Raw genomic sequence first — 25,129 nt, 5'->3', positions numbered from 1 at the left:
CTATGCGTCTGCGCTGGCAGGCGCATAGAGCTGATGACCCGGCAACGCGCACGCGCCGGCATACACAAAGGCCACGCTTTGCCGCGCCCGGGTGAAGGCCACGTAGTATTTCGGCGGCGCGGTGATACGCGCTGCATCGGCCGTGCACAGGTACTGCGTCAACGGCCCGTTCGGAAAGATGAGGACCCGACTGTAGGTGCGGCCCTTGCACTGCCCAAAGTTCACCGCCGGCAGTCCGTCGCACGCCTGCCGCCGGTCATGCCGGAGCACGGTGGGGGCGAACTCCTGCATGTACGCGGCCACATCCCCTGGAGCGACGAGGTAGATGCCATCGTGTCCGGTGACCTCGCCATTGCCTGATTGGGTCCGCGGCATCTGCGGATAGAGCGTGTCAGCCATATCGCACAGGGCCTGGACGCAGCGCAGACTGGTGAGGCGGTGATCCAGCCGGCATAAGCCGTCGGCCTCCCAAATCTGAAACAGCGCTGCCAGATTCGGACCACGGTATTGGCTGTACCTTTGCGCATAGTTGGTCGCATACGTGGCTTGGCGCGTATCGCCTACCAACGTGATGGCAATCTCGCTCTTCAACAGCCGTTCGACCAGATCCAGATCAAAGCCGGCCAGATCCTGGACTTCGTCGATGTAGAGCTCGTCGTACATCGCCGCCAATCGCGCCACGACCTGGCCTTGGGTCAGCTCATCGCAGCGCACAGCGAAATCGGCCGCTCGGTCCGAATACATCCGGTTGCCCGCCAGGTAGTGGCGCGCCACCTGGGTGCGTGGGGCGCGGTTGTTGGTGACACCTTCTACGAACAGGATGGTCTCGATGCGAGGCTCAGGGCAAAGCGCAGCCTGGTACGGGCGAATGCACTGGCGCAGCAGAAAGCCATACCAGCTGTGCAAGGTGACATGCGCGGGGACCGCGCCTGCGTGGGCCTCAAACGAGCGCCGGATCTCTTCCAGGTTTTCCAGCGTGTAGGTGACAATCGCGATGCGGCGCTCAGGTCGCTCCAAGGCCTGCCGGACCAGCAACGTGGTCTTGCCCGAGCCGGCTGCCGAGAGCAGGACCCGGTTAGGTGATGGCACGCTGGACATAGTCCGGGAACCTGATCGAGTGCGGGCTATTGAAAATCGCCAAGGCCGTATCGGTCTTATGGCCCTTCATGTACTTGAGCAGCGCCACCTCATCGGCAAAGGCCTTGCCCAGCACGGTATTGAGTTCGGCCAGCGAGTTGGCTTTGATCAGCTGCTCTTCCAGCGAAGGGGCGCTCTCGTCGGAATCGTAATAGATCGCGTTGATGTGCTCGGCATAGCGCTCTTGCACAACTGCGATATCACCGTCGTTGTCGGTGATCACCTTGGCCTGAATCCTCAGTCGATCGGCAATCTGCAAGAAGCGTTTGAATGCCAACGACTTGACCGAAATGATGTCTACGCCGTGAGCCATCGGCGCCACGCCGTGATGGTCACTGTAGGCACGCTGCACGATCAGTTCGTCGGAAGGGCCTTCCACCAGGATCGCCTGCTTGGCCAGGATCAACCGCAGCGTGTCGTGGCCCGGCAGCTTCATGAAATAGTCGTGGGTATCGCTGGGCAGCTGGTCCAGCTTCATCTGGCCTTGCGCGCTGAACAGGATCACGTTGTCCACGCCCAGCTTGTTCAACACGAAGCTGCTGTGGGTGGCGATGATCACCTGCTGGGCGGTGGAGAGGGCCGCAATCTTGTCGATCAGCTGGGTCATGCTGGAATAGGACAGATGGTTCTCCGGCTCCTCGATCAGCAGCACGTGAGCCGCGCCGGCCGCGTGCATCGCCAGCTTCATCTTCACCGCGCTTTGCTCGCCCTTGCCGGCCTGGGTGAACGGGAGCTCATCCAGGTAGGGTGACAGGCTGGTTTCCCACGTTGAGCGCGGCGATGTGTCCACGCCTACCGTCAATGCCCTGTGGCTGATGTCCCCGGTGTGCTCGGTCAAGTAGGCATTGATCGCTGCCACATCCGCTTCTTCGGAAAAGCTCTGCCGCATGCGGCGGAAGCTCAGCGACAGCGAGACGCGCTGCGCAGGCGTCAGTGCCTGCTCGATGATGCCGGCGATATAGCGATCGGCACCGGACAAGGTCTTGATGCCGTGCGTGTCGATGATGGTCGAGTCGAACGGAATACTACGGGCGGTGACGCCATTGTTGGCGAAGGAGTACCAGCGCACCGTGTAGTACTCCACCGGCAGGCTGACCGCGCCCTGGTGCTGCTGCAGGTAGGCGTTGAACTCCTCGCGGTAGTCGTCGTTGAGCTCGACCAGCAGCCGGATGCCGGCGGTATCCAGACGCAGGGAGTTGTTGGTGCCGCGTAACGACGCCAGCGCGGCGTCGGCGCCCAGATAGGCTTCGATGGAGATCCGTGGCGGCGAGGCCGGCGTGCCCGTGGCAAGCGCTCCCAAGTACTCCCGCACCGTGGGCTGGTGGAACAGGTAGGGCGTGAGCTCGTAGGCAAGATTGCGCCCATGCAGCTGGCCGGTGACCACCGCGTGGATGGCCTCCAGCAGGGTGGATTTACCGACCTCGTTGTCGCCCACCACCAGGTTCATGTGGGCATTGAGGGGCAGGTCCAGATGGCGAAACGACTTGAAGTTGTCGATGACGATACGTTCGATCGGCATGCACAGTCCTATGATGGCCAACGGGCTCGGTGGCGGAGCCTGCCTGCACCCTGGCTGGCCTCCTTTCCGCTCTGGGCCATACTACCCAGCGATCGCCGGCCCTGGGCGGTTTCGTACTGCTTGGGACGCCGGGAAGGGTCAGAATCCGCCTTACGCGGGATAATTCAATATTATCCCGTATAACTATTTTCGCCGACGAGCGGTCGTCTACCTGCTTTAATAGTATGTAATTACATGGTATGTAATACATTACGAAATAAAGTGAGGTGGCACGATGGCGCGCGCAGGACTCTATAAGAGTGACGTCCAGAAGGCGCGCGACGCGCTGCTGGCCCAACGCAAGAAGCCGTCAGTCGACGCGGTGCGAGTGGCCTTGGGCAACACGGGCTCCAAGACCACGATCCACCGCTACTTGCGTGAACTGGAAGGAGAGGAAGGCGGCGGTCCGGCGAGGACGGTAGCCGTTAGTGATGCTTTGCAGGACTTGGTTGCGCGCTTGGCCTCGCGGCTCCAGGAGGAAGCAGAGGCCATCCTCACCCAGGAGCGTGAGCGCCATCAGGCTGAGCTCCACAGTCGGCAACAGGCGCTTTCCGGTGCCCAAGAGGAGGCTGCCGCCTTGAGCAGTCGGCTGCAGCGCACCGAAGCAAGCCTGCACCAAGAGCAAGCTGCTCACGCCCTCCTTCAACAGAATCTAGGTGACAGGATCGCGGAAATCGCCCAGTTGAACGAGCGCATCGCTGGCATGACGGTGCGGCTGGCTGATCATGAGGCGCATACGCGTTCTCTGGAGGACAAGCATGCCCATGCCCGGGAAGCGCTTGAGCACTACCGCACTTCAACCAAAGAGCAGCGTGAGCAAGAGCTTCGCCGTCACGAGCATCAGGTCCAAGAGCTGCAAGTAGCCTTACGTCAGGCCAATGAAGCCTTGGGCGCGAAGAATCAGGAGCTGTTGGTGCTGAACCGCGACAATGGTCAATGGCTGGAGCGCCACGGGCGGATTGAGCGTGAGCTTGCCCAGCTACGACAGGCCCACGAAGGCCAACACAGCGAGGTCGTGGCGTTGCGCCAGACCGCGACGGACTATTTGGCACTGCAGGAGCGCTGGAAGACTGACGCCAAGACCTTGGATACCATGCGCAACGAGCTAGCTCAAGTTCAAGACACCCTTGCGCGGGAGCGTGAGCGCCGCGAGAGCGCTGAAGCCGATGCGTTGCGTGCCAATGCACGTCTTGAAGCGCTAGAGCCTCTACTGAATCAACTGACGCCAGCACAAAATGCGGTGAAGAAAACTCGGCGCGGCCATGCGCAAGATGGGGGAGCCGACTGACGAGGCTGCTCGTTTGTCTGCTAGCGGCTGGGGTGGCGCTCACCTGTCCAGTACGCCCATTCCATAGGGACGACCCAATCTACAAACAGTTTGGCTACTGAGGACTCCGGTGCCAAATGATAGGGCTTGAACATGCCTTGCTCGGGCGAACTGGTCATCAGGTAGCGCAGGCGCTTCTGGACCTCCTGAAAGATGGCTTCCCGCACATGGGCGCTGTCGTGCACGCCAAGACGCATCGCCACCGAGGCACCTTGGCGTACCGCCGCCCAGCAGCAGTAACGCCACCGCGCGATCGGCAAGCCCCGCGGTCCGGATTGAAAGACGAACCCCACATCACGTGCCCAGCCTGGGTCGAAGTGATGTTTGAGCAATTGCTGCTCCAGAAACTGCTCGGTCTCCCAGAGTGCAAGTTCATCCCACAGCTCCAGTTTCGCGTCCGCCAAGTCTACATCGTGTGCCATATCGCCGAGTTGGTCTTCCAGCACCGGGAGCAGGTGCCTGCGCTCGTGGGTAGACCAGGCGAAAGCACATTGCGGATCTTCGATGGGCGTGACCTCGGCATCGGGGCGGATCTGCCATCGATCCGCTGGCCAGGGAACTTGGATCAAGGCCAAGTCTCGCAGCGTGTCCAGCACCAGCAAGGTGGAGCGGCGTGTGGGCGCCACCGGTAGGCGTCGTAGCTGCGCGGCTAACAGTGCGGCTAGGAAAAGGGTGCCACGAAGGCCCAACTCCTCGATGCTGGCGACCCCAGATGGCGTCATTGACGAGGTTCCGGGCATGCGGTTTCCGGGGATGAGGGAGCGGCGTGGCTCCTGGGGGGGGGGCGGCGCTACCGGTGTCGCCGGTTGCCTCAAAGCTAAGAATATCTTAGTATGCAAGGCTGGGTACATCCGCCATCCTTATGGGGTCTCCATGGGGTGCGCGCGTGACTTTGTCCGTCGACTCAACACCGACCTTCGCTCGACGCCTCAAACAAGCCCGCCTGCACACGGGTTTGTCGCAGAAGGAGTTGGGCATCCGGGCCGGTCTGGATCCTCACGTGGCCAGCCCCCGAATCAACCAGTACGAGCGTGGCAAGCACGAGCCCATGCTGGAGATTGCTGAGCGGTTGGCCCAAGCGTTGGGGATCCCCGCCGCCTTCCTTTACACCGACGATGATCTGCTGGCCAAGTTGCTCCTGCGCTGGGGCTCGCTAAGCAAGCAGCAGAAGCGCGAGTTGGTGAAGCTGATCGAGGCCACGCCCGAGAAGTAAACCGAACAAGCGCTCGCCCTATGGGCAACTCTTCGCCTCAACCCGCCCTTTGGGCGCTTCTGGAGGGAGCTGCAGTGTCCGCGGCTAGTGCGACTGACAAGTCGCGACATCTCAGGCTTACTTGAGATTTTGTTCACGACCGATACACACGCGCCTTGTCTAAAGTGATATACCATGTCGCCCGTGTCAGCCTCCTCACTTCTACTGCGACTGTTCCTGATCGCCATGCTCGTGCTTAACGGCGCGTGGTCGGCGTTTGCGTCCGTCAGTATGAACCCGGTCATGGAAGAGCAGGCCAGCGAAGTGGCTGCCGCGGTGCAAGTCGACGAAGACTGCTTCGCCCATCACAGTGCTGAGCATCATCCCGATGCCACATCGATTGAAAAGGCTGGCACTGGGCATGGCGACCATGCCGGTCCCGACTGTTGCAAGTCTTCTGCGTGCCGGTGCGCCTGCGTACACGCTTGCGCGAGCGCACTTCCTGCGCGCCTGCATGTTTCGGTGCAACTGGCCTTGGGCCTGGATGTCATGCCGCTGCCCCTAGGGCATGCGGCACCTGCCTTGCCTCATCTGATCCGACCACCGATCGGCTAAGCGTCCCTAGGCGCCGCAATGGCGCCGTTGGTGTGGCTTGCATGCCTGTTTAGGCCAGCCGCCCGCTCTGTACCACCGCCCGCCGGTGGCAACACGACGCTTGGAGCATTTTCATGTCGCATGATGATTTTCGTGGTCCACGCGGTGGACCGCTGCTGCCTTCGCGGCGGCGATTTGTCCAAGGCTTGGCCTTGGGAGGCGCAGTCGCAGGATTAGGTTTCTGGCCCAAAGCCAGTTGGGCGCTCAAGGGGCCGGGACAACCCAACGTACTATCGGGCACTGAGTTTGACCTGACCATTGGCGAGACGCCGATGAACTTCACCGGCAAGACCCGCACCGCGATCACGGTCAACGGGTCCGTTCCGGCGCCGTTGCTGCGGTGGCGGGAAGGCACCACGGTCAACTTGCGCGTCTCTAATGCATTGCCCGCTAACTCCATCCATGGCGCGGACACCTCCATCCATTGGCACGGCATCATTTTGCCGGCCAACATGGACGGCGTGCCGGGTCTGAGCTTTGACGGTATCGGACGTGGTGAGACCTACCACTACCGGTTCACCCTGCATCAGGGCGGAACCTACTGGTACCACAGCCACTCAGGGTTCCAGGAACAAGCCGGGCTCTATGGCCCGATCGTCATCGACCCATTGGAGCCGGAGCCCTTCAGTTTCGATCGCGACTACGTCGTGATGCTGAGCGATTGGACAGACCTGGACCCGACGGCCCTGTTCGATCGTTTGAAGAAGATGCCGGGCCATGACAATTACTACAAGCGCACGGTCGGCGATTTTGCGCGCGATGTGAAGCGCAACGGCCTGTCGGCCACGTTGGAAGATCGCAAGATGTGGGGCGTGATGCGGATGACGCCCACGGACCTGTCCGACGTCAACGCCAACACCTACACCTACCTGATGAACGGCACGACCTCACTGGGCAACTGGACCGGTTTGTTCCGCAGTGGCGAGAAGGTGCGCCTGCGTTTCATCAATGGCTCTGCCATGACGTACTTCGATGTGCGTATTCCGGGGCTGAAGATGACCGTGGTGGCGGCAGATGGCTTGTATGTCCATCCGGTTTCCGTCGACGAGTTCCGCATCGCGGTAGCAGAAACCTTCGATGTGATCGTGGAGCCCTCCGGGCAGGACGCATTCACCATCTTTGCCCAAGACTCCGGTCGCACCGGCTACATCAGCGGCACGCTCGCTGTGCGCGAAGGATTACGCGCGCCCGTTCCGTCTGTGGATCCCCGGCCGCTGCTGACGATGGCAGACATGGGCATGGATCATGGGTCGATGGATATGTCTGGCGGCAGCAAGGGCATGGAAGGCGGCTGTGGTGCGGCCATGGGCATGCCTGGCATGACCCCACCTGTCAGCGGTAACGCGACCTCGGCCCATGCAGGCCATGCGATGCCCGCCGCCGGCGATGGTGCCATGGCAGGCATGCAGCACGGGGGCATGCAATCACACCCTGCTAGCGAGACCAACAATCCCCTGTTGGACAACCAAGCCATGAGCGTGAGTTCGCGCTTGGATGATCCGGGCAATGGCCTGCGCGATAACGGCCGTCATGTGCTGACGTATTCCATGCTCAAGAGCACCTTTGAAGACCCTGACGGACGCGACCCCGGTCGCGAGATCGAGCTGCATCTGACCGGACACATGGAGAAATTCTCCTGGGGCTTCAACGGTCAGAAGTTTTCCGATGTCGAGCCGCTGCGGCTGAACTACGGCGAGCGTATGCGCATCGTATTGGTTAACGACACGATGATGACCCATCCCATCCATTTGCACGGCATGTGGAGTGACGTGGAGGACGACAACGGCAACTTCATGGTGCGCAAGCACACGGTGGATATGCCGCCAGGTAGCCGACGCACGTATCGCGTGCGTGCCGATGCGTTGGGCAGCTGGGCGTTCCATTGCCACCTGCTTTATCACATGGAAGCCGGAATGATGCGCACGGTGAGGGTCGACGAATGAACATCAATAGACGCGATACCACCCTGACTGCGCTGACGGCTATCTCGCTGGCCCTGGCCAATGCGGCCAGCGCCCAATCTATGCAGCACGGCTCCATGCAGATGGAGCAGGGCGCGCAGACCCAGACTCAGGATCACTCTGCACATCAGGCACCGACATCAAAACCTGCGCCAGCCCAAAAGCCTGCAACACCGGCCAAGACGAGCGAAGCGACGATCGATCATGCGGCGATGGGCCACGCCGAGCCGCAGGCTAACGCAGCCGAGCCTGCCATGCAGGGCATGGACCATTCGCAGATGGGGCACGGCTCGCCCGCGAGCACACCTGCGGCGCCCACAGCGCAGGCGCAGTCGATGCAGGGCATGGATCACAGTCAGATGGCACAGCCCGCTGCAGCCGACACCTCCGGCACGGCCACGCCTGCGATGCAGGGGATGGACCATTCGCAGATGGGCCATGATTCGCCCGCGCCCGCTACACCAGAAGCGGGAATGCAATCGATGGAGGGCATGGACCACAGTCAGATGGGACACGGGCCTGCAGCGCCAACGCAGCCGCGCACCCCGATTCCCGCGGTGACGGACGCGGATCGCAAGGCGGCCATCGCGCCGGAACACGCGCATCCGGTGCATGACAACTCGATCAAGAGCTACGTGCTGCTCAATCGCCTGGAAACCTGGGATGCCGATCCGGGCACCGGGCTGGGCTGGGAGGGCCAGGGCTGGATCGGTACGGACCTCAATCGCGTCTGGCTCCGCAGTGAAGGCGAACGCACGGATGGTCAGACCGAGTCGGCTGATCTGGAAGTGCTTTACGGCCGCAGTATCTCCACGTGGTGGGATGTGGTGGCCGGTGTGCGTCATGACTTCAAGCCTGGGGCATCGCAGAACTTCGCCGCTATCGGTGTACAGGGCTTGGCGCCGATGAAGTTCGAAGTGTCCGCCACAGCCTATCTCGGCGAAGGGGGCCAGACTGCCGCCAATGTCGAGGCCGAGTACGAATTGCTGCTAACCAACCGGCTGATCTTGCAGCCGCTGGTGGAAGTCACCGCCTATGGCAAGAACGATCCATTGCGCGGGATAGGTTCGGGTCTGAGTGCCGCTGAGGCGGGGCTACGACTTCGCTATGAGTTCACCCGAAAGTTCGCTCCCTACATCGGCGTGGTGTACGAGCGCGCGTTTGGCAATACCGCAGACATGCGACGCGAGCATGGCGAGTCCTTTGAAGACACGCGCTTGGTCATCGGCCTTCGTACCTGGTTCTAAGGGGAACTGACAATGAAATCCAACAAAAAGATGTGGGTATGGCTCGGTGCCGGCGTGGCATTGGTTGCGGTGGTCGCAACCGCCACGCTCTCTCTGGGCGTGTACAACGTGGCCGCCGACGATCCGCATAGTCGCCCGGTGTATGCGCTACTTGAAACGGCGCGCGAGCGTTCCATTGAGGTGCGCGCCGCCAAGCTTCAGCTACCCACGAACCTTGATGATCCTGAGCGTATCCGCCAGGGTGCGGGCAACTACAACGCCATGTGCGTGACCTGCCATCTTTCACCAGACGCGGCGGCCACCGAGATGAGCAAGGGCCTGTACCCCGCGCCACCGAACCTAAGCAAACAGCCGGTCGCTCCAGCTGAGGCGTTCTGGGTGATCAAGCACGGCATCAAGGCCAGCGGCATGCCCGCTTGGGGCGGCAGCATGGACGATGAGTTCATATGGAACATGTCGGCCTTCCTGCAGAAGTTGCCCACGCTGGACGCGACTGCGTACAAGGAACTTGTCGACAGCAGCGAGGGCCATTCGCATGGCGGCGGCGAGACGCAAGGCCACCATGACGACGAAAAGGCCGAGGATCACCCTGCCTTATTCGAGCCGGGCAACAACTCCATGCCGCATGCGCACCCGCCGGGCGTGGACGACGATCACCACGGCCCGACACCCAGCGACACGGAAGTCGGGTTGGTGAGCCACGGCCATCCCGACGGCAAGGTGGAGTCGCACCCTGCACCACACACGCCCGTGGCCGATGACGGCCATGCGCACCCCCATTGATCTTCTTGGAGCCCACGCAATGAACGCAACAGCAATCTCGTTCACCCTCGCACTGGCACTGGCCGTCGTGTCCCCCGCAATGGCGCAGGCGACACAGCCGCACGCACATCACCCCGCTGCCGCGGCATCTGCGGACGTCGACGTCCCAGTCACTGCAGAGGCCGCGGTCGCCGTAGCGGAGCGTTTCAACAGGGCCCTGTCTAGCGGCGATCTGGCCACGGTCGAAGCCCTGCTCGCTGCCGACGTTCTCATCCTCGAGTCCGGGGGCGCCGAACGCAGCCGCGAGGAATACATGGGCCATCACGCAGTCAGCGATGCGGCGTTCCTCAAGGGCGCCCATCGCCAGCTGCTCCGTCAGCGCGCACGAGCCGCTGGCGAGTTCGCGTGGGTCGGAACCGAAAGCGAGTTGCATGCCCAGAAGGACGGCCAGCCACTGACCGTCCAGAGCGACGAGACGATGGTGCTGAAGGAGACCGCGGACGGCTGGCGGATCGTCCACATCCACTGGTCCTCGCGGACCAAGCGCTGAGTCGAGAGATTGAAATGACTACGCTCACATTGCACCGTCTGACTTTTGTGGTCCTTGCCGTGGCTGGTCTGGGTGCTTGCACCCAGGATGCTTCATCCGCGCAACCCACAACCTCGCCCTCCGCACAGGTTGTCGTCCAATCAGCCGACGCGACTCCAGCAGCCCTGCCACGCATGACCGTCCACAAGACCCCGACCTGCGGGTGCTGCGGTGTCTGGATCGACCACGTGCAGAAGGCGGGATTCACCGTGGATGTGCACGACATGGATGACCTGGGTCTGGTCAAGGAGCGGTTGGGTGTCCCCTATGCAAAGGGCTCCTGCCACACGGCCGAGATCGGCGGATACGTCATCGAAGGCCACGTTCCGGCCGCGGACATCAAGCGTCTCCTCGAAGAAAAGCCGAACGCACGCGGCCTGGTCCTCCCAGGGATGCCGCTTGGTTCTCCGGGCATGGAGGTCCCGGAGGGACGCCAGCAGCCGTTCACGGTCGAGCTGATACATCGCGACGGAACCACTGAACCGTTCGCACAGCACTGATCCGTCGCAGCAACAGGGGACGGTGTTGCGGGCGCGCCGATTCTCGCCCGCGAGGAAGAAGGAGAACTACATGACTCACCATTCCGCAGCACACCGGCCCCAGGCCATGAACGAGTGCATCGACAACTGCACGCAATGCCATGCGATCTGCCTGGAGACCATCAACTACTGCCTGACCAAAGGAGGTGTTCACGCGGCCCCGGAGCACATCGCGCTGTTGGCGACGTGTGCCGATACCTGCGCAACCAGTGCCGACGCGATGCTGCGCGGTGCCAGCGTTCACGACGTGGTTTGCGGTGCCTGCGCGGAGATCTGCCGCCAGTGCGCCGATGCATGCGACGCCATGAACGACCCTGAGATGACGCGCTGCGCCGAAGTTTGTCGCCGCTGCGCGGAAAGCTGCAGCGCCATGGCAGCGTAATGCGTCGAGGATCCCGCCTGAGCCGGTGGGATCCTCGTCTCGCGAAAGCGGAAGTATCAAGAAAATCCGACAAATCGTGGTTTCAGTGACAGTCCGACATCTAACGCTTGTCGCATCGAACACAGCGCGGCCCCTCCCGAACGGGCTTTGCATCACATTCCAATGAGGATTTATCCATATGAAGTCGTCCAACGTCATTCGCTCCTTCGCGCTCGTCCTCGCAATCGCGGCCGGGCAGTTTTCGCTGCAGGTCGCGCACGCCCACGCCGCGCTGCAGCAGTCCACACCGGCGGCAAATGCGGTGGTGGCCTCGCCAGGCCAGATCGATCTCGTGTTCAACGAGACATTGATTCCGCGGGCGTCGCGTCTCAAGTTGCTCATGAAGCACGGCAGTTCCACCATGCCGATCGAGAATTTCACGACCGAGATCGTCAACAACGGCAAGACCCTGCGTGCCAAGTTGCCTGGACCGCTGGCTCCGGGCGTCTATACCGTGGAATACCGCGCCGTCGGTGGTGACAACCACCCCATGCCGGGCAGCTTCAGCTTCACGGTGCGCTGAGGAGTCGCGAATGTTCGACCTGTCGGCTTATGCACTGAGATTCTTGGAATACCTTGTCATCATGGTTCTTTTCGGGGTTCCACTCTTCGGTTGGTACGGGTCGCGTCGATCGGCACTCGCCGACGCCTTGGCCGGGTGGTCACTCATGGGCGTTCTATTGGCGGGTGCCGTAGCCGGTCTCGTGCTCACCGGGCTCGATGTCGTCTTCAAGACCGCGGGCATCATGGGAATGCCGCTTGCCGAGGTTGATCGCGCATCGCTTGGCTGGTATCTGCTCGAGACGTCCGCGGGCCGGGCAGCCATGGCGAGAGGCGCGCTGCTGGTCGCCCTGATGTTCGTGCTCGGATGGCATCGTCGCCGCGGGAAGGTGGAGACCGCCTTCCCGCTGGGGGCGATGCTGGCGGGCGGCGCACTCGCTTCGCTGGCATGGAACGGCCACGCCGCCGCTGGCGAGGGCTTGGCAGGCGCGGTCCGGCTTGCTGCAGGCATCGTCCATCTTCTCGCGGCAGGCGGCTGGATCGCAGCGGTCCTGATGTTCCTTGCCATGCTGCTGCGCGGCAAAGAGACGAACGGCAGCGGGCGTCTGCGATCAACGCATGACTTTCTGCATGGTTTTTCGACGCTGGGAACGATCTTCGTTGGTGCGCTCATCGTGTCCGGCATCGCGCACTACGGGGATCTCACCGCGTGGTCGTTATCGGCCCTGTTCCAGAGCACCTACGGGAAGTTGCTGCTTTTCAAACTGGCCCTGTTCGCTGGAATGCTGGGTTTGGGAGCGCTGCACCGATGGACGCTGGTGCCGCGCTTGGAACGAGCGCTGACCAGCGGAGATCCCGCGCAGGAGGTGCGGGCTTTGCGGCAGAGTGTTACGGCTGAGGCCGCGCTGGCCATCTTGATCCTGATTGTTGTTTCAGTGCTCGGGACGCTCAGCCCCGAATAGCTGTGTAACCCGCAATGGCACACTGCCTTGGCAGTCCATCCCCACTAAAGCGAGCATCGGCATGAACTCACCGTCGTCCCATGACCATCACCATTCTGCAGGCGCAGCCCCTGTCGAGGCTGCGGATGGACGGGTCATCACCAATCCCGTCCGCTATACGGACGATGCTCCCCAGCAAGTTGAAGTGACCGCCCCAGCAGCGGTGGCCCAACCCAGCGGTACCCACGCCACGGTCTACACCTGCCCGATGCATCCGCAGATTCGTCAGCCAGGTCCCGGCACCTGTCCGATCTGCGGCATGGCGCTGGAGCCGGAGATGCCCTCGCTGGAGGAGGACGACAATCCAGAGTTACGCGATTTCACCCGAAGGTTCTGGTGGACGTTGCCTTTGACGTTGATCGTCCTGGTCTTGGCCATGCTGGGACACCGTCTGCCCGGCTTGTCCACGCAGGCGCGCACCTGGATTGAGCTCGTGCTGAGCGCCCCGGTGGTGCTCTGGGCGGGGTGGCCTTTCTTTGAGCGCTGCCTACAGTCCATCGGCAATCGCAGCCCCAACATGTGGACGCTGATCGGCATCGGCGTGGCCGCCGCGTTTGGCTACAGCGTGGTGGCCACCGTGGCACCGGACCTGTTTCCGGACTCTTTCCGCGAGCATGGACGGGTAGGGGTCTACTTCGAGGCGGCAGCGGTCATCGTCTCGCTCACCCTGCTCGGACAGCTGCTGGAACTGCGGGCGCGTTCCAAAACCTCGGCGGCCATCAAGTCCCTGCTGGGATTGGCGCCCAAGACGGCTCGCCGCGTCAAACCCGATGGGGGCGAAGAGGACGTTGCGCTGGATCACGTGCACGTGGGTGATCTGCTTCGCGTACGACCGGGCGAGAAGGTGCCGGTCGATGGGGAAGTCATCGAAGGCCGCGCCAGTGTCGATGAGTCGATGCTGACCGGTGAACCCATTCCGGTGGAGAAGGCTGTCGGTGATCACGTTATAGGCGCCACGCTCAACGGGACGGGCGCCTTAGTCATCCGGGCGGACAAAGTCGGATCCGGGACGGTACTGGCGCAGATTGTGCAGTTGGTAGCCCAAGCCCAGCGCTCCCGCGCGCCGATGCAGCGTATGGCGGACAAGGTGGCGTACTGGTTTGTCCTGGCCGTGCTGGCCACGGCGGTGCTCACGTTCTTCGGATGGGGTCTGTTTGGACCCGAACCGTCCTGGACCTTTGCCGTCCTCAATGCCGTATCGGTTCTGATCATTGCTTGCCCGTGTGCCTTGGGTTTGGCTACCCCCATGTCGATCATGGTCGCCACTGGCCGCGCTGCGCAGGTCGGGGTCCTGTTCCGCGATGCTCAGGCGATCGAGCAGCTACGTCTGATCGACACGTTGATCGTGGACAAGACCGGTACGTTGACCGAGGGGCGTCCAGCCTTTCGCGACACGCTCTCCAACGCCGGCTTCGACGCCGATCAGATCCTTTGTTTGGCCGGCAGCTTGGAGCAGGGCAGTGAGCACCCCTTGGCCGAGGCCATCGTGGCTGAAGCCCAGCGACGTGGCTTGAACCTGGTGGCCGCCCAAGATTTTGATTCGCTCACCGGCCAAGGCGTCCGCGGGCGCGTGTCCGATCAGGATGTCGTGCTCGGCAACCAAAGCCTGATGGCGTCGGTTGGCGCCGATGTAGCACCTTTGCAAAGCAGCGCCGAGCGTCTTCGGAAAGAAGGCGCTAGCGTGATGTTCCTGGCGGTCAATGGTCGGTTGGCCGGCGCCATTGCGGTGGCTGATCCCATCAAAGCCACGACCTTGCCTGCCTTGAACCTGCTACGTGCCGATGGCCTGCACGTGGTGATGGCCTCCGGTGACGCACAGGCGACGGCCGAGGCCGTGGGGCGCACGCTGGGCATCGAGGATGTGCGTGGTGGCGTCAAGCCGCAGGACAAGGCCGACCTGGTCCAGCAACTCAAAGCCCAGGGTCGTCGCGTGGCCATGGCTGGCGATGGCATCAACGATGCGCCGGCCCTGGCGGCAGCCGATGTGGGCATCGCGATGGGGACGGGCACGGATGTGGCCATGTCCAGCGCCCAGCTCACCCTGGTCAAGGGTGATTTGAGGCGCATCGTGCAAGCCCGTGCCATCTCGTCTTTGACGGTGGCCAATATGAAGCAGAACCTGGGCTTCGCCTTCGTCTACAACGCCATCGGCGTGCCTATCGCCGCCGGCTTGCTGTATCCCAGCTTCGGCCTTTTGCTCAGTCCGATGATGGCGGCCCTGGCCATGAGCCTGAGCTCGGTTTCGGTGGTCACCAATGCCCTGCGTTTGTCCGGCTCCACCGTTGTTGCCACCCCCCACCCTGACCGCGCCGATGAGCCTGCGCGCGGCCATTCCTGTCACTGATGGCTCATATCCCACAAGGAGTACTGCAATGAAGCGTTATGCCTCCCTCTCGATGATGGCCTTGTTCCTGATGGCGGGCGCGGCCTTCGCCGGCGGCCAGACCACCACGCCCACCACCGACCACGGTCAGCACAAGCCGGCGGCGGCCGATGCCGATTTCACCAAGCTCGATGCCAACAAGGACGGCTCGCTGTCCAAGGAAGAACTGGCCAAGCACAAGCTGGCGCCGCACTTTGGCATGCTCGATAGCAACAAAGATGGCAAGCTGAGCCCGCAGGAATTCGCTGCCGGCAAGGGTATGTAAGTGTTCTCAGCCCGGGAGCTGTTCCAACAGTTCGCGGGTTCTTCCGCCGTTCTGCCATTCCCACGGAGATTGTTATGTCCTCTTCGCACGGTACGCACGAAAACGCGCAAGACCCGCAGTCCCAGCACGCAAAACCGCACGCCTCACACCAACCTGCCCACCAGGCACAACAAGGGCATCAAGGCCATTACGGCCGCCTGTTGTTGATGATGGGCCTGTCTTTCGTGGCCATGTACGCATTGATGTACGCAATGGTCGATCAGTGGGCTAACGTCTATAACAACGTGAACCAGTTCTACATGGCGGGCCTGATGGCCGCTCCCATGCTGCTGATCGAGCTGTGGCTAATGTCCAGCATGTACCCCGATCGCCGACGCAATCTGATTCTGGCTGGTCTGACGGTGGCGTTCATGCTGTTCTGCTGGTGGGGCATTCGCACTCAAGCAGCGGTCACTGACAAACAGTTCATCCGTTCGATGATTCCCCACCACGCTGGCGCCATCCTGATGTGTGAGGAGAATCGTCTGAAGGATCCTGAGTTGGTGAAGCTCTGCCAGGACATTATTACCTCGCAGACACAGGAGATCGCGCAAATGAAGCAGTTGCTGGCTGAGCGTTCCCATTAGCTCACTGCCTTTTGCCAGCCGATATCACTTCACTGAGCCTGCGCACTGACCATTCGGTGGATCAAACGCGCGGCCACACGTGCGGTGGCTTGATCCGGATCCAGGGGCGGACACAGTTCCGCCACGTCGACCACACGTACCTTGCCCGAGGCCATGACCAGATCCAGCAGGGCTTCCAGGACCTCCAGACTCACCCCGCGTGGGTTGGGGGCGCTCACGCCCGGGGCCACCACCATTGAGTACGCCGGCAAGATCACCAGCGGCTTGGGTAGCTACACCCAGTGGCGTGGCTTGGGCTCACTGCGTATGGGCAAGAACCGTTGGACCGGCGTCTATTCGGCGCAGTACATCGGCAGCGCGGACGACATCATCGCCGTGCCCGACACGATCGGCTCGCATGTGTCCAGCGTGGTGTACCACAGCCTGCAACTGAGCTACGGCATCAAGAAGAAGTGGGATATCTCCGCCGGCGTTGAAAAAGTGCTCGATAAGAAGGCGCCGTTCGTGAAGAACAACCCCAACACCGACACCGACACCATGACGTACGACTTGCTGGGTCGTCGCTGGAATGTCCGCTTTGGTTACCACTGGTAAGCCACGATCACGAGGAGCTACACATCATGAGAAACACGCAACTATCCGCCACACTACTGCTGTTCGCTGTGGCCGGCAGTGCCGGTGCGCACGACCTGTTTGTCGCTTTCTCCAAGCCTGGCACCGCAGCGGGCGAGGCGAACACAGCGTTGGTGAACAATGGCACCTTCGATGAAAGTGCAGGTGCAGTCACCCGAGCGCGTCTACAGGACGTTTCGCTGAGTCAGGGCGGCGCTAAGGCTGCACCGGACTTGGCCAGTTGGAAAGAGGTCGGCAAGCAGAGCCAGCTCACCGTGCATCCGGCGGGCGAGGGCACCTATCTGCTGGGGGTCTCGACGATGGCCTCCACCAGCACGCGTACGGCCAGCGAGTTCGGCAAGTACCTGGAGTTGGAAGACTTGCCCGATACCCTGGCCACCTATGATGCGAGCAAGTTTCCCAAAGGGGTCACCTATAGCTATACCAAGCATGCTCGTACCATTGGACAGGTGGGCACAAAACTGACCGACGATTTCGCTGCCTCGCTGGGCTATCCGCTGGAGATCCGCTTGGCCCGCAATCCTGGAAGCGTGAAGGTCGGCGAACAGCTGTCGTTCCAGGTGCTGCAGCAGGGCACGCCAGTGCCCAACCTACGCGTGTACGTCGGTCATCGTGCTGACGCACCGGTCAAGGGTGGGCACGGTAGCGCTACGCTCCTGCGCACCGATGCCCAAGGCCAAGCCAGTTTCCAGGTGACCACCGCCAAGACCTGGTACATCCACACCAATCACATTGTGCCCTCTACACAAAAGGGTTTGGATTTTGTGTCGGATCGGGCGTCGCTGAGCTTTGAGATTTCCCCGCACGCCGGGCACTGATAAGTAAGCATGTAGGCGGTACTCTCCCCTTTGACGCCAGTCATGACTTCTTCCATGACTGGCGTCTTTTTGTGGGGACTTACCTCAAGTGCTCAGTCTGTCTCTCATTGGTCGCCCCGCGCCGCGCGCAATCCACGTCGCCGCACTAGATAGAACGCTGCGGGAATCACCACCATAGAGAGCACCGGTGCGGTGAGCATGCCACCCAGCATCGGCGCGGCGATACGTTGCATGACCTCCGAGCCGGCACCGGCACCGACGAAAAGCGGAAACAACCCGGCCAGGATGACGGCTACCGTCATCGCCTTCGGGCGCACCCGTTGCACGGCGCCTTCGTAGATAGCCTCTTGCAGGGTAGACACATCTTCCGGCGCACCGCTGGCCAAGCGCTGCTCCCAGGCATGACGCAGGTACAGCAGCATGATGACGCCGAACTCAGCCGCAACGCCGCCCAGGGCGATGAATCCGATCATGCTGGCCACCGAAATCGCATGGCCCAGCCCCCAGATCAACCAGAAACCGCCCACCAACGCCAAGGGCAAGCTGAGCAGGATGATGGATACATCGCTAAGCCGGCGAAACACCATCCAGATGACCAGGAAGATGATCGCCAACGCCGCGGGCACCACCCATTGCAGGCGTGCCAAAGCCCGTTGCAGATACTCGTACTGCCCCGACCACGCCAGACCATAGCCGGCAGGCAAACTCACCTGGGTCTGCACCGCGGCTTGCAGGTCCTGGACCACCGATCCCAAGTCGCGATCGGCCACATCCACGTAGATGTAGCCCACCAACCGGCCGTTATCGCTCTTGAGCATCGGCGGGCCTGGGCTGATTGACAGCTCCGCCACCTGGCTCAAGGTCAGTTGCACACCGCCTGGCGCGATCAGCGGCAGATCCTGCAAGGCCTGCAACGAGTCACGCTGGCCACGGGGGTAGCGCAAGACGATGGGATAGCGTTCGCGCCCCTCGATCGTTTCCCCGATTGGATCACCGCCAACGACCGTGGCAATCAGTTGCTGGAGTTGGCCTTGAGTGAATCCGTAACGTGCAGCGATTTCCGGGCGCACCTGTACATCGACATAGCGCCCACCCGTGACGCGTTCGGCCAGTGCCGAACTCACGCCGGGCACAGTCTTGGCCACCTGCTCGATCTGCTGGCTCAGGCGCTCGATCTGCTCCACATCGGGTCCGGAGACCTTGATCCCAATCGGGCTCTTGATGCCGGTGGCCAACATATCGATGCGATTGCGAATGGGCGGGACCCATAGGTTGGTCAGACCGGGAATCTTGACCGCTGCGTCCAACTCCTGGCGTAGCTTCTGGGGGGTCATGCCCGGGCGCCATTGATCCCGCGGCTTGAAGGTCACGGTGGTCTCAAACATTTCGATCGGTGCCGGATCGGTCGCACTTTCGGCACGGCCCGCCTTGCCGAACACGTGCTCAACCTCCGGTACGGTCTTGATCATCCGGCCCGAGAGCTGGAGCAACTGACGGGCCTTGTCGGCGGACAGGCCGGGCAGGGCCGTGGGCATGTACAACAGGCTGCCTTCTTCCAAGGGCGGCATGAACTCACTGCCCAACCGGCTAAAGGGGATCAAGGTGAGCACTAGCAGCAGGCCGCTGAGCAGCAAGGTGACACCGGGATGTTTGAGGACCCACAGCAGGATGGGCCGATAGCCAGCGATCAGGATGCGATTGATGGGGTTCTGCTGTTCCGGGCGGATGCGGCCGCGGATCAGGTAGCCCATCAAGACGGGGATCAAGGTCACCGACAACCCTGCTGCGGCGGCCATCGCGTAGGTCTTGGTGTAGGCCAGAGGCGAGAACAATCGCCCTTCCTGCGCCTGCAGGGCAAAAACCGGCACGAAAGACAGGGTGATGACCAGCAAGCTGGCGAACAGGGCCGGTCCGACCTCGGCCGCCGAGCGGGCCATCAGCTGCCAGCGCTCCTCACCCTGAGGTTCCCGGCCGTGCGCCTCCCGCCAGTGCTCCAGATGCTTGTGTGCATTTTCGATCATCACCACCGCTGCATCGACCATCGCACCAATGGCGATGGCGATGCCGCCTAATGACAGCAAGTTGGCGGAGATCCCCTGGGCGTGCATCACGATGAAGGCCGCCAGGATACCCAAAGGCAGGGTGATGACGGCCACCAACGCCGAGCGTAGGTGCCACAGGAACAGCAGGCATACCAGCGCTACGACCAGAAACTCTTCGCCAAGCTTGTGGGTGAGGTTGCGTACCGCATCCTGGATCAGCTCGGAGCGGTCGTACACCGGCACCACTTCCACGCCCTCGGGCAAGCTGGATTGCAACGCCTGCAGTCGCGCTTTGACGTTCCGAATGGCCCCCAAGGCATCCTTGCCGGTCCGCAGGACGATCACGCCGCCGGCCACCTCACCTTGACCATCCAACTCTGCGATACCACGACGGAAGACCGGCCCGCGACTGATCGTGGCCACCTCGCCGAGCAGGACGGGGATGCCGTCGTTGCCGGTTACCGGCACCTGTTCGAACGCCTCCTGTGTGCGCAGGTAGCCTTCGCTGCGCACCATCAGTTCGGCTTCGCCTTGTTCGATCACCGAGCCCCCGGTAGCGCCGTTGGCCGCATCCACCGCCTCGATGAGCTCGGCCACCGTCAGTCCACGGGCCGCCAACGCCTGCGGATCGGGCTGGATCTGCCAGGCGCGCACCGCACCGCCCACACTGGCTACTTCAGCCACGTCCGGCACGGTTTTTAGCTCATAACGAAGAAACCAGTCCTGCAACGCACGCAGCTGCCCCACATCACGTTGACCTGTCCGATCCACCAAGGCGTACTGGTAGATCCAGCCCAGTCCTGTCGCATCAGGACCCAGCGCCGGATTCACATTCGGCGGAAGTCGATCGCGTACCTGGCTCAAGTACTCGAGCACTCGAGAGCGCGCCCAGTAAAGATCAGTGGCATCGTCAAACAGGATGTAGACGAATGAATCACCGAAGAAGGAGAAGCCGCGTACCGCCTTCACGCCCGGCACGGACAACATCGTGGTGGCCAACGGGTAGGTGACCTGGTCTTCGATGATGCGCGGGGTTTGCCCCGCCCATTGCGTGCGGATGATGACCTGGGTATCGGACAGGTCCGGCAGCGCATCCAGCGGCGTGTTCTTTACCGACCAGATACCGACCACCGCCAGCAGCGCGGCGGCAACCAGCACCAGCACGCGATTGGCGATGCAAGCATGGATCAGGCGCGCGATCATGGTGTGCCCTCCATCGCTTCGGACATGACCTCGCTTGCCTGGCAATCAGCGGCTGCGGCGGGGCCGAACTTGGGTACCAACTGCATATCCATGAACGGTGACTTGCCCGGCTTGTCGAAATGCTTCTCCGGCACCATCGGGTCATACCAGTACTGCACCGGGCAGCGCGGCGGCGTAGAGGTGGAGGTGTCTGGCGCGACAGGCGCCGGCTGTCTGGACGGTGACGGCACGACAGTGCGTGGTTCGTGCCCGGCGTCATGGCGCTCGTGCACACCTGATGCGCTGGCAGGGCGTGTCGGTTGTGCAGCACCCAGGCGCTCCAACGCACCGGAGAGATTGGCTTCGGAGTCGAGCAAGAACTGACCCGAGACGACCACGCGTTCACCACCGGCCAAGCCTGCCACGATCTGCGTGCGCCCTTGCACGCTACGTCCCACACTCACCCGCACTGGCCGGAAGCTCCCGTCCGGATCCTGCACGATGACCCGGCTGTCCCGCCCGGTGGCGATCAGCGCCTCCGTGGGAACGACTGGCAGGGCCTGCTCGGCGTCGGGCTGCACCAGAACCTCGGCGAACATGCCCGGCACCAGCCGACGCTGCGGGTTGCGCAGCACAATTCGCGCCCGCTGCGTGCGACTAGCCATGTCGACCTGGGGAAGCAACGCCTGGATCTGTCCGGCAAAGCGCTCTGCCGGCCAGGCACTGACCGTGGCCTGCACTGAGGTCCCCGGCCGCAAGGTGCCCAGCGCTGCCTGGGGTACCGAGGCCTCCAGCCACAACGTGTCCAGCCCATTGATCTTGAACAGTGGCGTACCGGGCATCACCGTCTGTCCCTCGCGTGCCAGGATCTCGGTCACGACACCACTGTGGTCTGCGCTAAGCACGACGCCACTTCTGGCCGAGGCGCCAGAAGGAACACCCAACGAACGCAACCGTTGTTGCGCCGCACCCTGCAGCTCACGCGCGCCCGCGGACTGAGCTTGGCTCAGGGCATGTGCTTCGGCGATGGCCGCGTTCCATGCCGGGGCCTGCACGGTGGCCAGCGTTTGACCACGACGAACCTCGGTAAACGGCGCCTTTACCTGCACGTGGGTGATCAAGCCTTCCATGCGCGCACTGATCACGCTTTCCTGGGTCAGATCCCACGTCAGTGTGCCCGGCACGCGTACGGCAGTCCCTAGTAACTCTACCGTCACTTCCTGAGTGCGTATGCCCACGTTCTGCTGCAGGCGCGGATCGATCTGCGTTCCGCCCCCTATGGCCTCATCTGCGTATTTGGGCAGCAACTCCATATCCATGAACGGAGATTTGCCCGGCTTGTCGAATCGCTGCTCCGGCGCCATGGGGTCGTACCAGTACAGCACCTTGCGTGCTTGATCTGCGACGCTCGTGCCGGGGGGCGGGGTGGTATCAGAGGTTCGAGTCATCCAGGCGTAGCCGCCGGCAAAGCCGAGCGCCAGCAACCCGAGGGCCACGGCGAGCTGTGTGAGACGCGTCTTGGTCGGGCTCATGGCGTGTTCTCCTCATGGGGTAGCAGATAGGCCAGTGCCGCCCAGGCACGGCCCTGTTCGCCCAGCAGACGGGCGTTCTCCAGGTGCAATTCGATCTCATCGCGCCGCGCTTCCAGCCACGGCTGCAGGTCGGCACCGGCGCCGTAGGCGGCCAACGCCGTGCGTGCACGATCGCGCGCCAAAGGCAGGCTCTGCGTGTTCTGGCGCTCCAACTGGCCGGTTAACCCGCGCCATCGCGCTATCGCGCGTTGCACCGACTCGGCTTGGATGCGCCGGGCCTCATCGCGCTCTGCGGACACCGCCTCCAGCTCGGCCCGCCGTGCCGCGATGCCTCGTGCTTGGCGGTTCTTCTGGAACAGCGGCAGGCCCACACCCACTTCCACCATGAGCATGTCGCTGCGCGCCATGCCGTCGGGTGCGCGCTCGCGACGTCCGTAGGTGAGCTCCACACTCCAATCCGGGCGGGTTTCGGCCACGGCCGCATCCACCTGGGCCTGGGCTAAGCTCTCGCGTGCCTCCCAGCCCAGTAGTGGCGTGTGTTGGTCCAGTTTGGCCAGCAGTTGGGTGGGCTCCAATGGCAACTGCGAAAAATCCGGTGCCGCACCACTGGCCAAGATCGCCTCTGGTGCAATACCCAACCACCGCGCCAGGCCGGCCTGCGCGGCGGCGTGCTCCGCATGTACCTGCTCCAGGCGATTGTCCAACTGCAGTAGGGCGGCCTGGGCGGCAAGCACATCACTGGCCCCGGCCGTGCCGCCTGCCAAGCGAGCACGCGCCGCACGCTCGGCTATACGGGCCGGCTCGCGCAGACCTTCCAACGCATCTACGGCTTGCTGCGTACTCCACAGCTCGATCCAGGCCAGCGCGGCCGCTTGGGCCACCATCTGCTGTTCGGCCATCGACAGTGAGCGCGCTTGCGCCAGCGTCGCTTGCGCCAACGCGTGCTCGGCACGTCGTTTCGCACGCGCAGGAAACTCCTGCATCAGACCGATTTGCTGGGTGGTCATCTCATCGGCCCGCAAGCTGAAGGCATCGGGTCCGCTGACGGGCCAGTTCGCCAGCCCCACGATCAAACGTGGGTCGGGAAGCGCGCCAGCACGCGCGGCTTCTTCGGTACTGGCATCGATCTGCGATCGGCGCACGTGCAGGGTTGGGGCGTTAGCAAGCGCCCGTTGTAGGGCTTCTGTGTAGCTGATCGGGATAGCGGGCGATGCCGCCAGCACAGGACCACTGAGCGCCAGGGCAAACACGAACCCACACGCCATCTTGCGCCTTGCACGCAAGAAGAAAGACATCTCCATAAGACCTCCGGGAAACGACAACGAGCGCGCTGCAACGCATGCAGCACGAGCACGGGTCAATCCAGGAGGGGGCTTAAATCAGCAGGCTACAGAAGCGCTGCAGGGGAGGCGGATCGGACACGCACACCGGAACATCCCGATACAACTGCGCGTGTACCGGTGGCAACAGAGCCTGCACCAGCGCGAAGGCGGCCAGCGCGGGCTGGTAAGGCACTTGAGGGGCCTTCGCATCGGCCGTGGCGATGTGATCGCGCTGGCAATGCTGGTCGCACAACGCCGGAGCATCGGGATCCGGCGTGGACATCTCTTCGCAACCGACCATCAGGGTCGCTTGTCCAGCTTCCACCGATTCCAGCGGACAGGCGTAAGCCACCAGCGCGAGTTGCTGCAGCAGCAGCGCCCACAGTCCCAGCCATGCCAGTCGGGCACGAGAACGGGGTCGCCGCCACCGCCTCAGCAGCCTCACCATGACAGCTCCCGCACGCCCGAAGCAGCGCCTGCGGACGCTGGGCAGATCAGGGCAGGGGACGTGCGAGCTCTCATGATGGCCAGTCTAGCCCTCTTGGGGCCGACTGTCATTGATCAGGATCAAGCCCTCGCGCGGACTCAGCGGTGGCATCCGCCGCAGCAGGAGGATGCGACGGCCGGGGCGGCCGGCGTACCAGCCTCAGAAGGGAGCACCGCAGCGATCACATAGCCTTGCCGCTGGATAGCCTCAACCGCCTGTTCTACGGCAAGCAGGCCCTCGATCTTGACCACGCCACTGCCCAGATCGACGTCCACCTGGGCGTGGGGGTCAAGGGCCTGAATGGCTTGGGTGACCGTTCGGACACAGTGACCACAGGTCATACCTTCAACAACGAGATTCATGGACAACCCTCCAAAAGCATCGGCGGTTTGCCGACGGCGTGACGATGAGCCTTCCCACGGTGGGAAGGTCAAACGACAGGCAAGTTGAGTGGTAATCCGTCCCGCGTTGTTGACCTTCCCATCATGGGAAGGCTCAGGCTACCTGCTCGTTCCTATTGGCCCTCACTCCATGGACATAACGCTCACTTATGCGAATTAAGTTATTGATTATATTACATTAATACAGGAATCGCAAGGTCTGTAGTTGCACCGTGCCCTGGCCGGCCACAAACGCGATAAGCTAAGCATTCCTTAGTGCTAGTCATTCTTGATGTCATGACGATGCCATCTGAGCGCACCCGCAATGTGCTGCAGGCGGGCGCGTTCCTCAGGCAGCTAGCGGCCAGCCAAGCCGTGCCTAAAGAGGTGCGGCAAGAGGCATATCGACTGCTGCGGCACTATCCAACCGTCAGCGACATCGAGGCGATTGCTGAGCACGAAGAGCGGCTGCGAGCGCTGACCCAGTCGGCCTTCGTACGACCCTACCTGAGCAGCGAGATCGAGGCGGATTGGTTCTCCGGGTACCCGCTCGGCCCTCATCGCATCTGA

General features: G+C 62.6%; 26 protein-coding genes. 17 read left to right on the top strand and 9 right to left on the bottom strand.

Going from position 1 to position 25,129, the window contains the following annotated elements; genetic code table 11:
- Entirely contained in the window at nucleotides 1-1,098 is a 1,098-nt protein-coding gene (locus ACX9OW_RS05080) for a UvrD-helicase domain-containing protein (protein WP_459062002.1), read from the bottom strand.
- Nucleotides 1,076-2,656: an ATP-dependent nuclease gene (locus ACX9OW_RS05075; protein ID WP_459062001.1), complete on the bottom strand. Its 1,581-nt coding sequence runs from the start codon at nucleotides 2,654-2,656 to the stop codon at nucleotides 1,076-1,078. Before ACX9OW_RS05075 ends, ACX9OW_RS05080 begins: the two co-directional genes overlap by 23 nt.
- A 274-nt stretch (nucleotides 2,657-2,930) precedes the next feature.
- Between ACX9OW_RS05075 and ACX9OW_RS05070 the strand changes: the two genes are divergently transcribed.
- Nucleotides 2,931-3,983: a DNA-binding protein gene (locus ACX9OW_RS05070; RefSeq protein ID WP_021201903.1), complete on the top strand. Its 1,053-nt coding sequence runs from the start codon at nucleotides 2,931-2,933 to the stop codon at nucleotides 3,981-3,983.
- Between the two features lie 20 nt (nucleotides 3,984-4,003).
- On the opposite strand, the gene ACX9OW_RS05065 is transcribed toward ACX9OW_RS05070, so the two are convergent.
- Nucleotides 4,004-4,762 (bottom strand): hypothetical protein, encoded by a 759-nt coding sequence (locus ACX9OW_RS05065; RefSeq protein ID WP_231298593.1) that lies wholly within the window; start codon nucleotides 4,760-4,762, stop codon nucleotides 4,004-4,006.
- Nucleotides 4,763-4,884: 122 nt separating this feature from the next.
- On the opposite strand from ACX9OW_RS05065, the gene ACX9OW_RS05060 reads away from it, so the two are divergent.
- The 13 genes from ACX9OW_RS05060 (at nucleotide 4,885) to ACX9OW_RS05000 (ending at nucleotide 16,163) form a co-directional block, all read left to right on the top strand.
- The gene (locus tag ACX9OW_RS05060) at nucleotides 4,885-5,235 is read left to right on the top strand and encodes a helix-turn-helix domain-containing protein (protein WP_043033515.1); all 351 of its coding nucleotides are present in this window, start codon (nucleotides 4,885-4,887) and stop codon (nucleotides 5,233-5,235) included.
- A gap of 174 nt (nucleotides 5,236-5,409) precedes the next feature.
- Nucleotides 5,410-5,829: a transcriptional regulator CopL gene (gene copL / locus ACX9OW_RS05055; RefSeq protein WP_012480218.1), complete on the top strand. Its 420-nt coding sequence runs from the start codon at nucleotides 5,410-5,412 to the stop codon at nucleotides 5,827-5,829.
- Nucleotides 5,830-5,942: 113 nt separating this feature from the next.
- Nucleotides 5,943-7,811, top strand: coding sequence for a copper resistance system multicopper oxidase (locus tag ACX9OW_RS05050; RefSeq protein ID WP_012480217.1), 1,869 nt, complete (start codon nucleotides 5,943-5,945; stop codon nucleotides 7,809-7,811).
- A complete protein-coding gene (locus ACX9OW_RS05045; RefSeq protein WP_005413421.1) occupies nucleotides 7,808-9,076 on the top strand; it encodes a copper-binding protein CopB in 1,269 nt (422 codons plus the stop codon). Before ACX9OW_RS05050 ends, ACX9OW_RS05045 begins: the two co-directional genes overlap by 4 nt.
- 12 nt (nucleotides 9,077-9,088) lie before the next feature.
- The gene (locus ACX9OW_RS05040) at nucleotides 9,089-9,859 is read left to right on the top strand and encodes a c-type cytochrome (protein ID WP_005413420.1); all 771 of its coding nucleotides are present in this window, start codon (nucleotides 9,089-9,091) and stop codon (nucleotides 9,857-9,859) included.
- A gap of 19 nt (nucleotides 9,860-9,878) precedes the next feature.
- Entirely contained in the window at nucleotides 9,879-10,388 is a 510-nt protein-coding gene (locus tag ACX9OW_RS05035; RefSeq protein ID WP_031269112.1) for a nuclear transport factor 2 family protein, read from the top strand.
- Nucleotides 10,389-10,402: 14 nt separating this feature from the next.
- Entirely contained in the window at nucleotides 10,403-10,927 is a 525-nt protein-coding gene (locus ACX9OW_RS05030) for a DUF411 domain-containing protein (RefSeq protein ID WP_012480214.1), read from the top strand.
- 70 nt (nucleotides 10,928-10,997) lie between these two features.
- Nucleotides 10,998-11,348, top strand: a complete 351-nt coding sequence (locus ACX9OW_RS05025; RefSeq protein ID WP_012480213.1) for a four-helix bundle copper-binding protein — start codon at nucleotides 10,998-11,000, stop codon at nucleotides 11,346-11,348.
- Between the two features lie 178 nt (nucleotides 11,349-11,526).
- Complete coding sequence (gene copC / locus ACX9OW_RS05020) at nucleotides 11,527-11,910, top strand: copper homeostasis periplasmic binding protein CopC (protein WP_005413416.1); 384 nt, start codon at nucleotides 11,527-11,529, stop codon at nucleotides 11,908-11,910.
- A 10-nt stretch (nucleotides 11,911-11,920) separates the two neighbouring features.
- Nucleotides 11,921-12,850: a copper homeostasis membrane protein CopD gene (gene copD / locus ACX9OW_RS05015; RefSeq protein WP_459062000.1), complete on the top strand. Its 930-nt coding sequence runs from the start codon at nucleotides 11,921-11,923 to the stop codon at nucleotides 12,848-12,850.
- Nucleotides 12,851-13,097: 247 nt separating this feature from the next.
- Nucleotides 13,098-15,233 (top strand): copper-transporting P-type ATPase, encoded by a 2,136-nt coding sequence (locus tag ACX9OW_RS05010; protein ID WP_024957401.1) that lies wholly within the window; start codon nucleotides 13,098-13,100, stop codon nucleotides 15,231-15,233.
- Nucleotides 15,234-15,261: 28 nt separating this feature from the next.
- The gene (locus ACX9OW_RS05005) at nucleotides 15,262-15,537 is read left to right on the top strand and encodes a hypothetical protein (RefSeq protein ID WP_005413412.1); all 276 of its coding nucleotides are present in this window, start codon (nucleotides 15,262-15,264) and stop codon (nucleotides 15,535-15,537) included.
- A 74-nt stretch (nucleotides 15,538-15,611) separates the two neighbouring features.
- Nucleotides 15,612-16,163, top strand: coding sequence for a DUF305 domain-containing protein (locus ACX9OW_RS05000; RefSeq protein WP_031269107.1), 552 nt, complete (start codon nucleotides 15,612-15,614; stop codon nucleotides 16,161-16,163).
- A gap of 29 nt (nucleotides 16,164-16,192) precedes the next feature.
- On the opposite strand, the gene ACX9OW_RS04995 is transcribed toward ACX9OW_RS05000, so the two are convergent.
- Nucleotides 16,193-16,381, bottom strand: a complete 189-nt coding sequence (locus ACX9OW_RS04995; RefSeq protein ID WP_187756563.1) for an arginase family protein — start codon at nucleotides 16,379-16,381, stop codon at nucleotides 16,193-16,195.
- Nucleotides 16,382-16,427: 46 nt separating this feature from the next.
- Between ACX9OW_RS04995 and ACX9OW_RS04990 the strand changes: the two genes are divergently transcribed.
- Nucleotides 16,428-16,757 carry a TonB-dependent receptor gene (locus ACX9OW_RS04990; protein WP_223025135.1) on the top strand — a complete coding sequence of 110 codons (330 nt, stop codon included), beginning with the start codon at nucleotides 16,428-16,430 and terminating at the stop codon, nucleotides 16,755-16,757.
- 26 nt (nucleotides 16,758-16,783) lie between these two features.
- Nucleotides 16,784-17,614 (top strand): DUF4198 domain-containing protein, encoded by an 831-nt coding sequence (locus ACX9OW_RS04985; RefSeq protein ID WP_005413408.1) that lies wholly within the window; start codon nucleotides 16,784-16,786, stop codon nucleotides 17,612-17,614.
- 104 nt (nucleotides 17,615-17,718) lie between these two features.
- Here ACX9OW_RS04985 and ACX9OW_RS04980 read toward each other — a convergent pair whose 3' ends face one another.
- The 5 genes from ACX9OW_RS04980 to ACX9OW_RS04960 all read right to left on the bottom strand — a co-directional run bounded on the left by ACX9OW_RS04980 (nucleotide 17,719) and on the right by ACX9OW_RS04960 (nucleotide 24,520).
- Nucleotides 17,719-20,859: an efflux RND transporter permease subunit gene (locus ACX9OW_RS04980; RefSeq protein ID WP_005413407.1), complete on the bottom strand. Its 3,141-nt coding sequence runs from the start codon at nucleotides 20,857-20,859 to the stop codon at nucleotides 17,719-17,721.
- A complete protein-coding gene (locus tag ACX9OW_RS04975; protein WP_459061999.1) occupies nucleotides 20,856-22,370 on the bottom strand; it encodes an efflux RND transporter periplasmic adaptor subunit in 1,515 nt (504 codons plus the stop codon). The genes ACX9OW_RS04980 and ACX9OW_RS04975 overlap by 4 nt, the downstream gene beginning before the upstream one ends.
- Nucleotides 22,367-23,665 (bottom strand): TolC family protein, encoded by a 1,299-nt coding sequence (locus ACX9OW_RS04970; protein ID WP_275942804.1) that lies wholly within the window; start codon nucleotides 23,663-23,665, stop codon nucleotides 22,367-22,369. The genes ACX9OW_RS04975 and ACX9OW_RS04970 overlap by 4 nt, the downstream gene beginning before the upstream one ends.
- 79 nt (nucleotides 23,666-23,744) lie before the next feature.
- Nucleotides 23,745-24,140 (bottom strand): hypothetical protein, encoded by a 396-nt coding sequence (locus ACX9OW_RS04965; RefSeq protein WP_005413404.1) that lies wholly within the window; start codon nucleotides 24,138-24,140, stop codon nucleotides 23,745-23,747.
- Nucleotides 24,141-24,277: 137 nt separating this feature from the next.
- Nucleotides 24,278-24,520, bottom strand: coding sequence for a heavy-metal-associated domain-containing protein (locus ACX9OW_RS04960; protein ID WP_224482004.1), 243 nt, complete (start codon nucleotides 24,518-24,520; stop codon nucleotides 24,278-24,280).
- Nucleotides 24,521-24,835: 315 nt separating this feature from the next.
- Between ACX9OW_RS04960 and ACX9OW_RS04955 the strand changes: the two genes are divergently transcribed.
- The gene (locus tag ACX9OW_RS04955) at nucleotides 24,836-25,129 is read left to right on the top strand and encodes a BPSL0761 family protein (protein ID WP_223224794.1); all 294 of its coding nucleotides are present in this window, start codon (nucleotides 24,836-24,838) and stop codon (nucleotides 25,127-25,129) included.

This window comes from Stenotrophomonas genospecies 5, from assembly GCF_054473825.1.
Note: the sequence above shows the minus strand (reverse complement) of the source record. Positions and strands in the feature narration are given on the sequence as shown.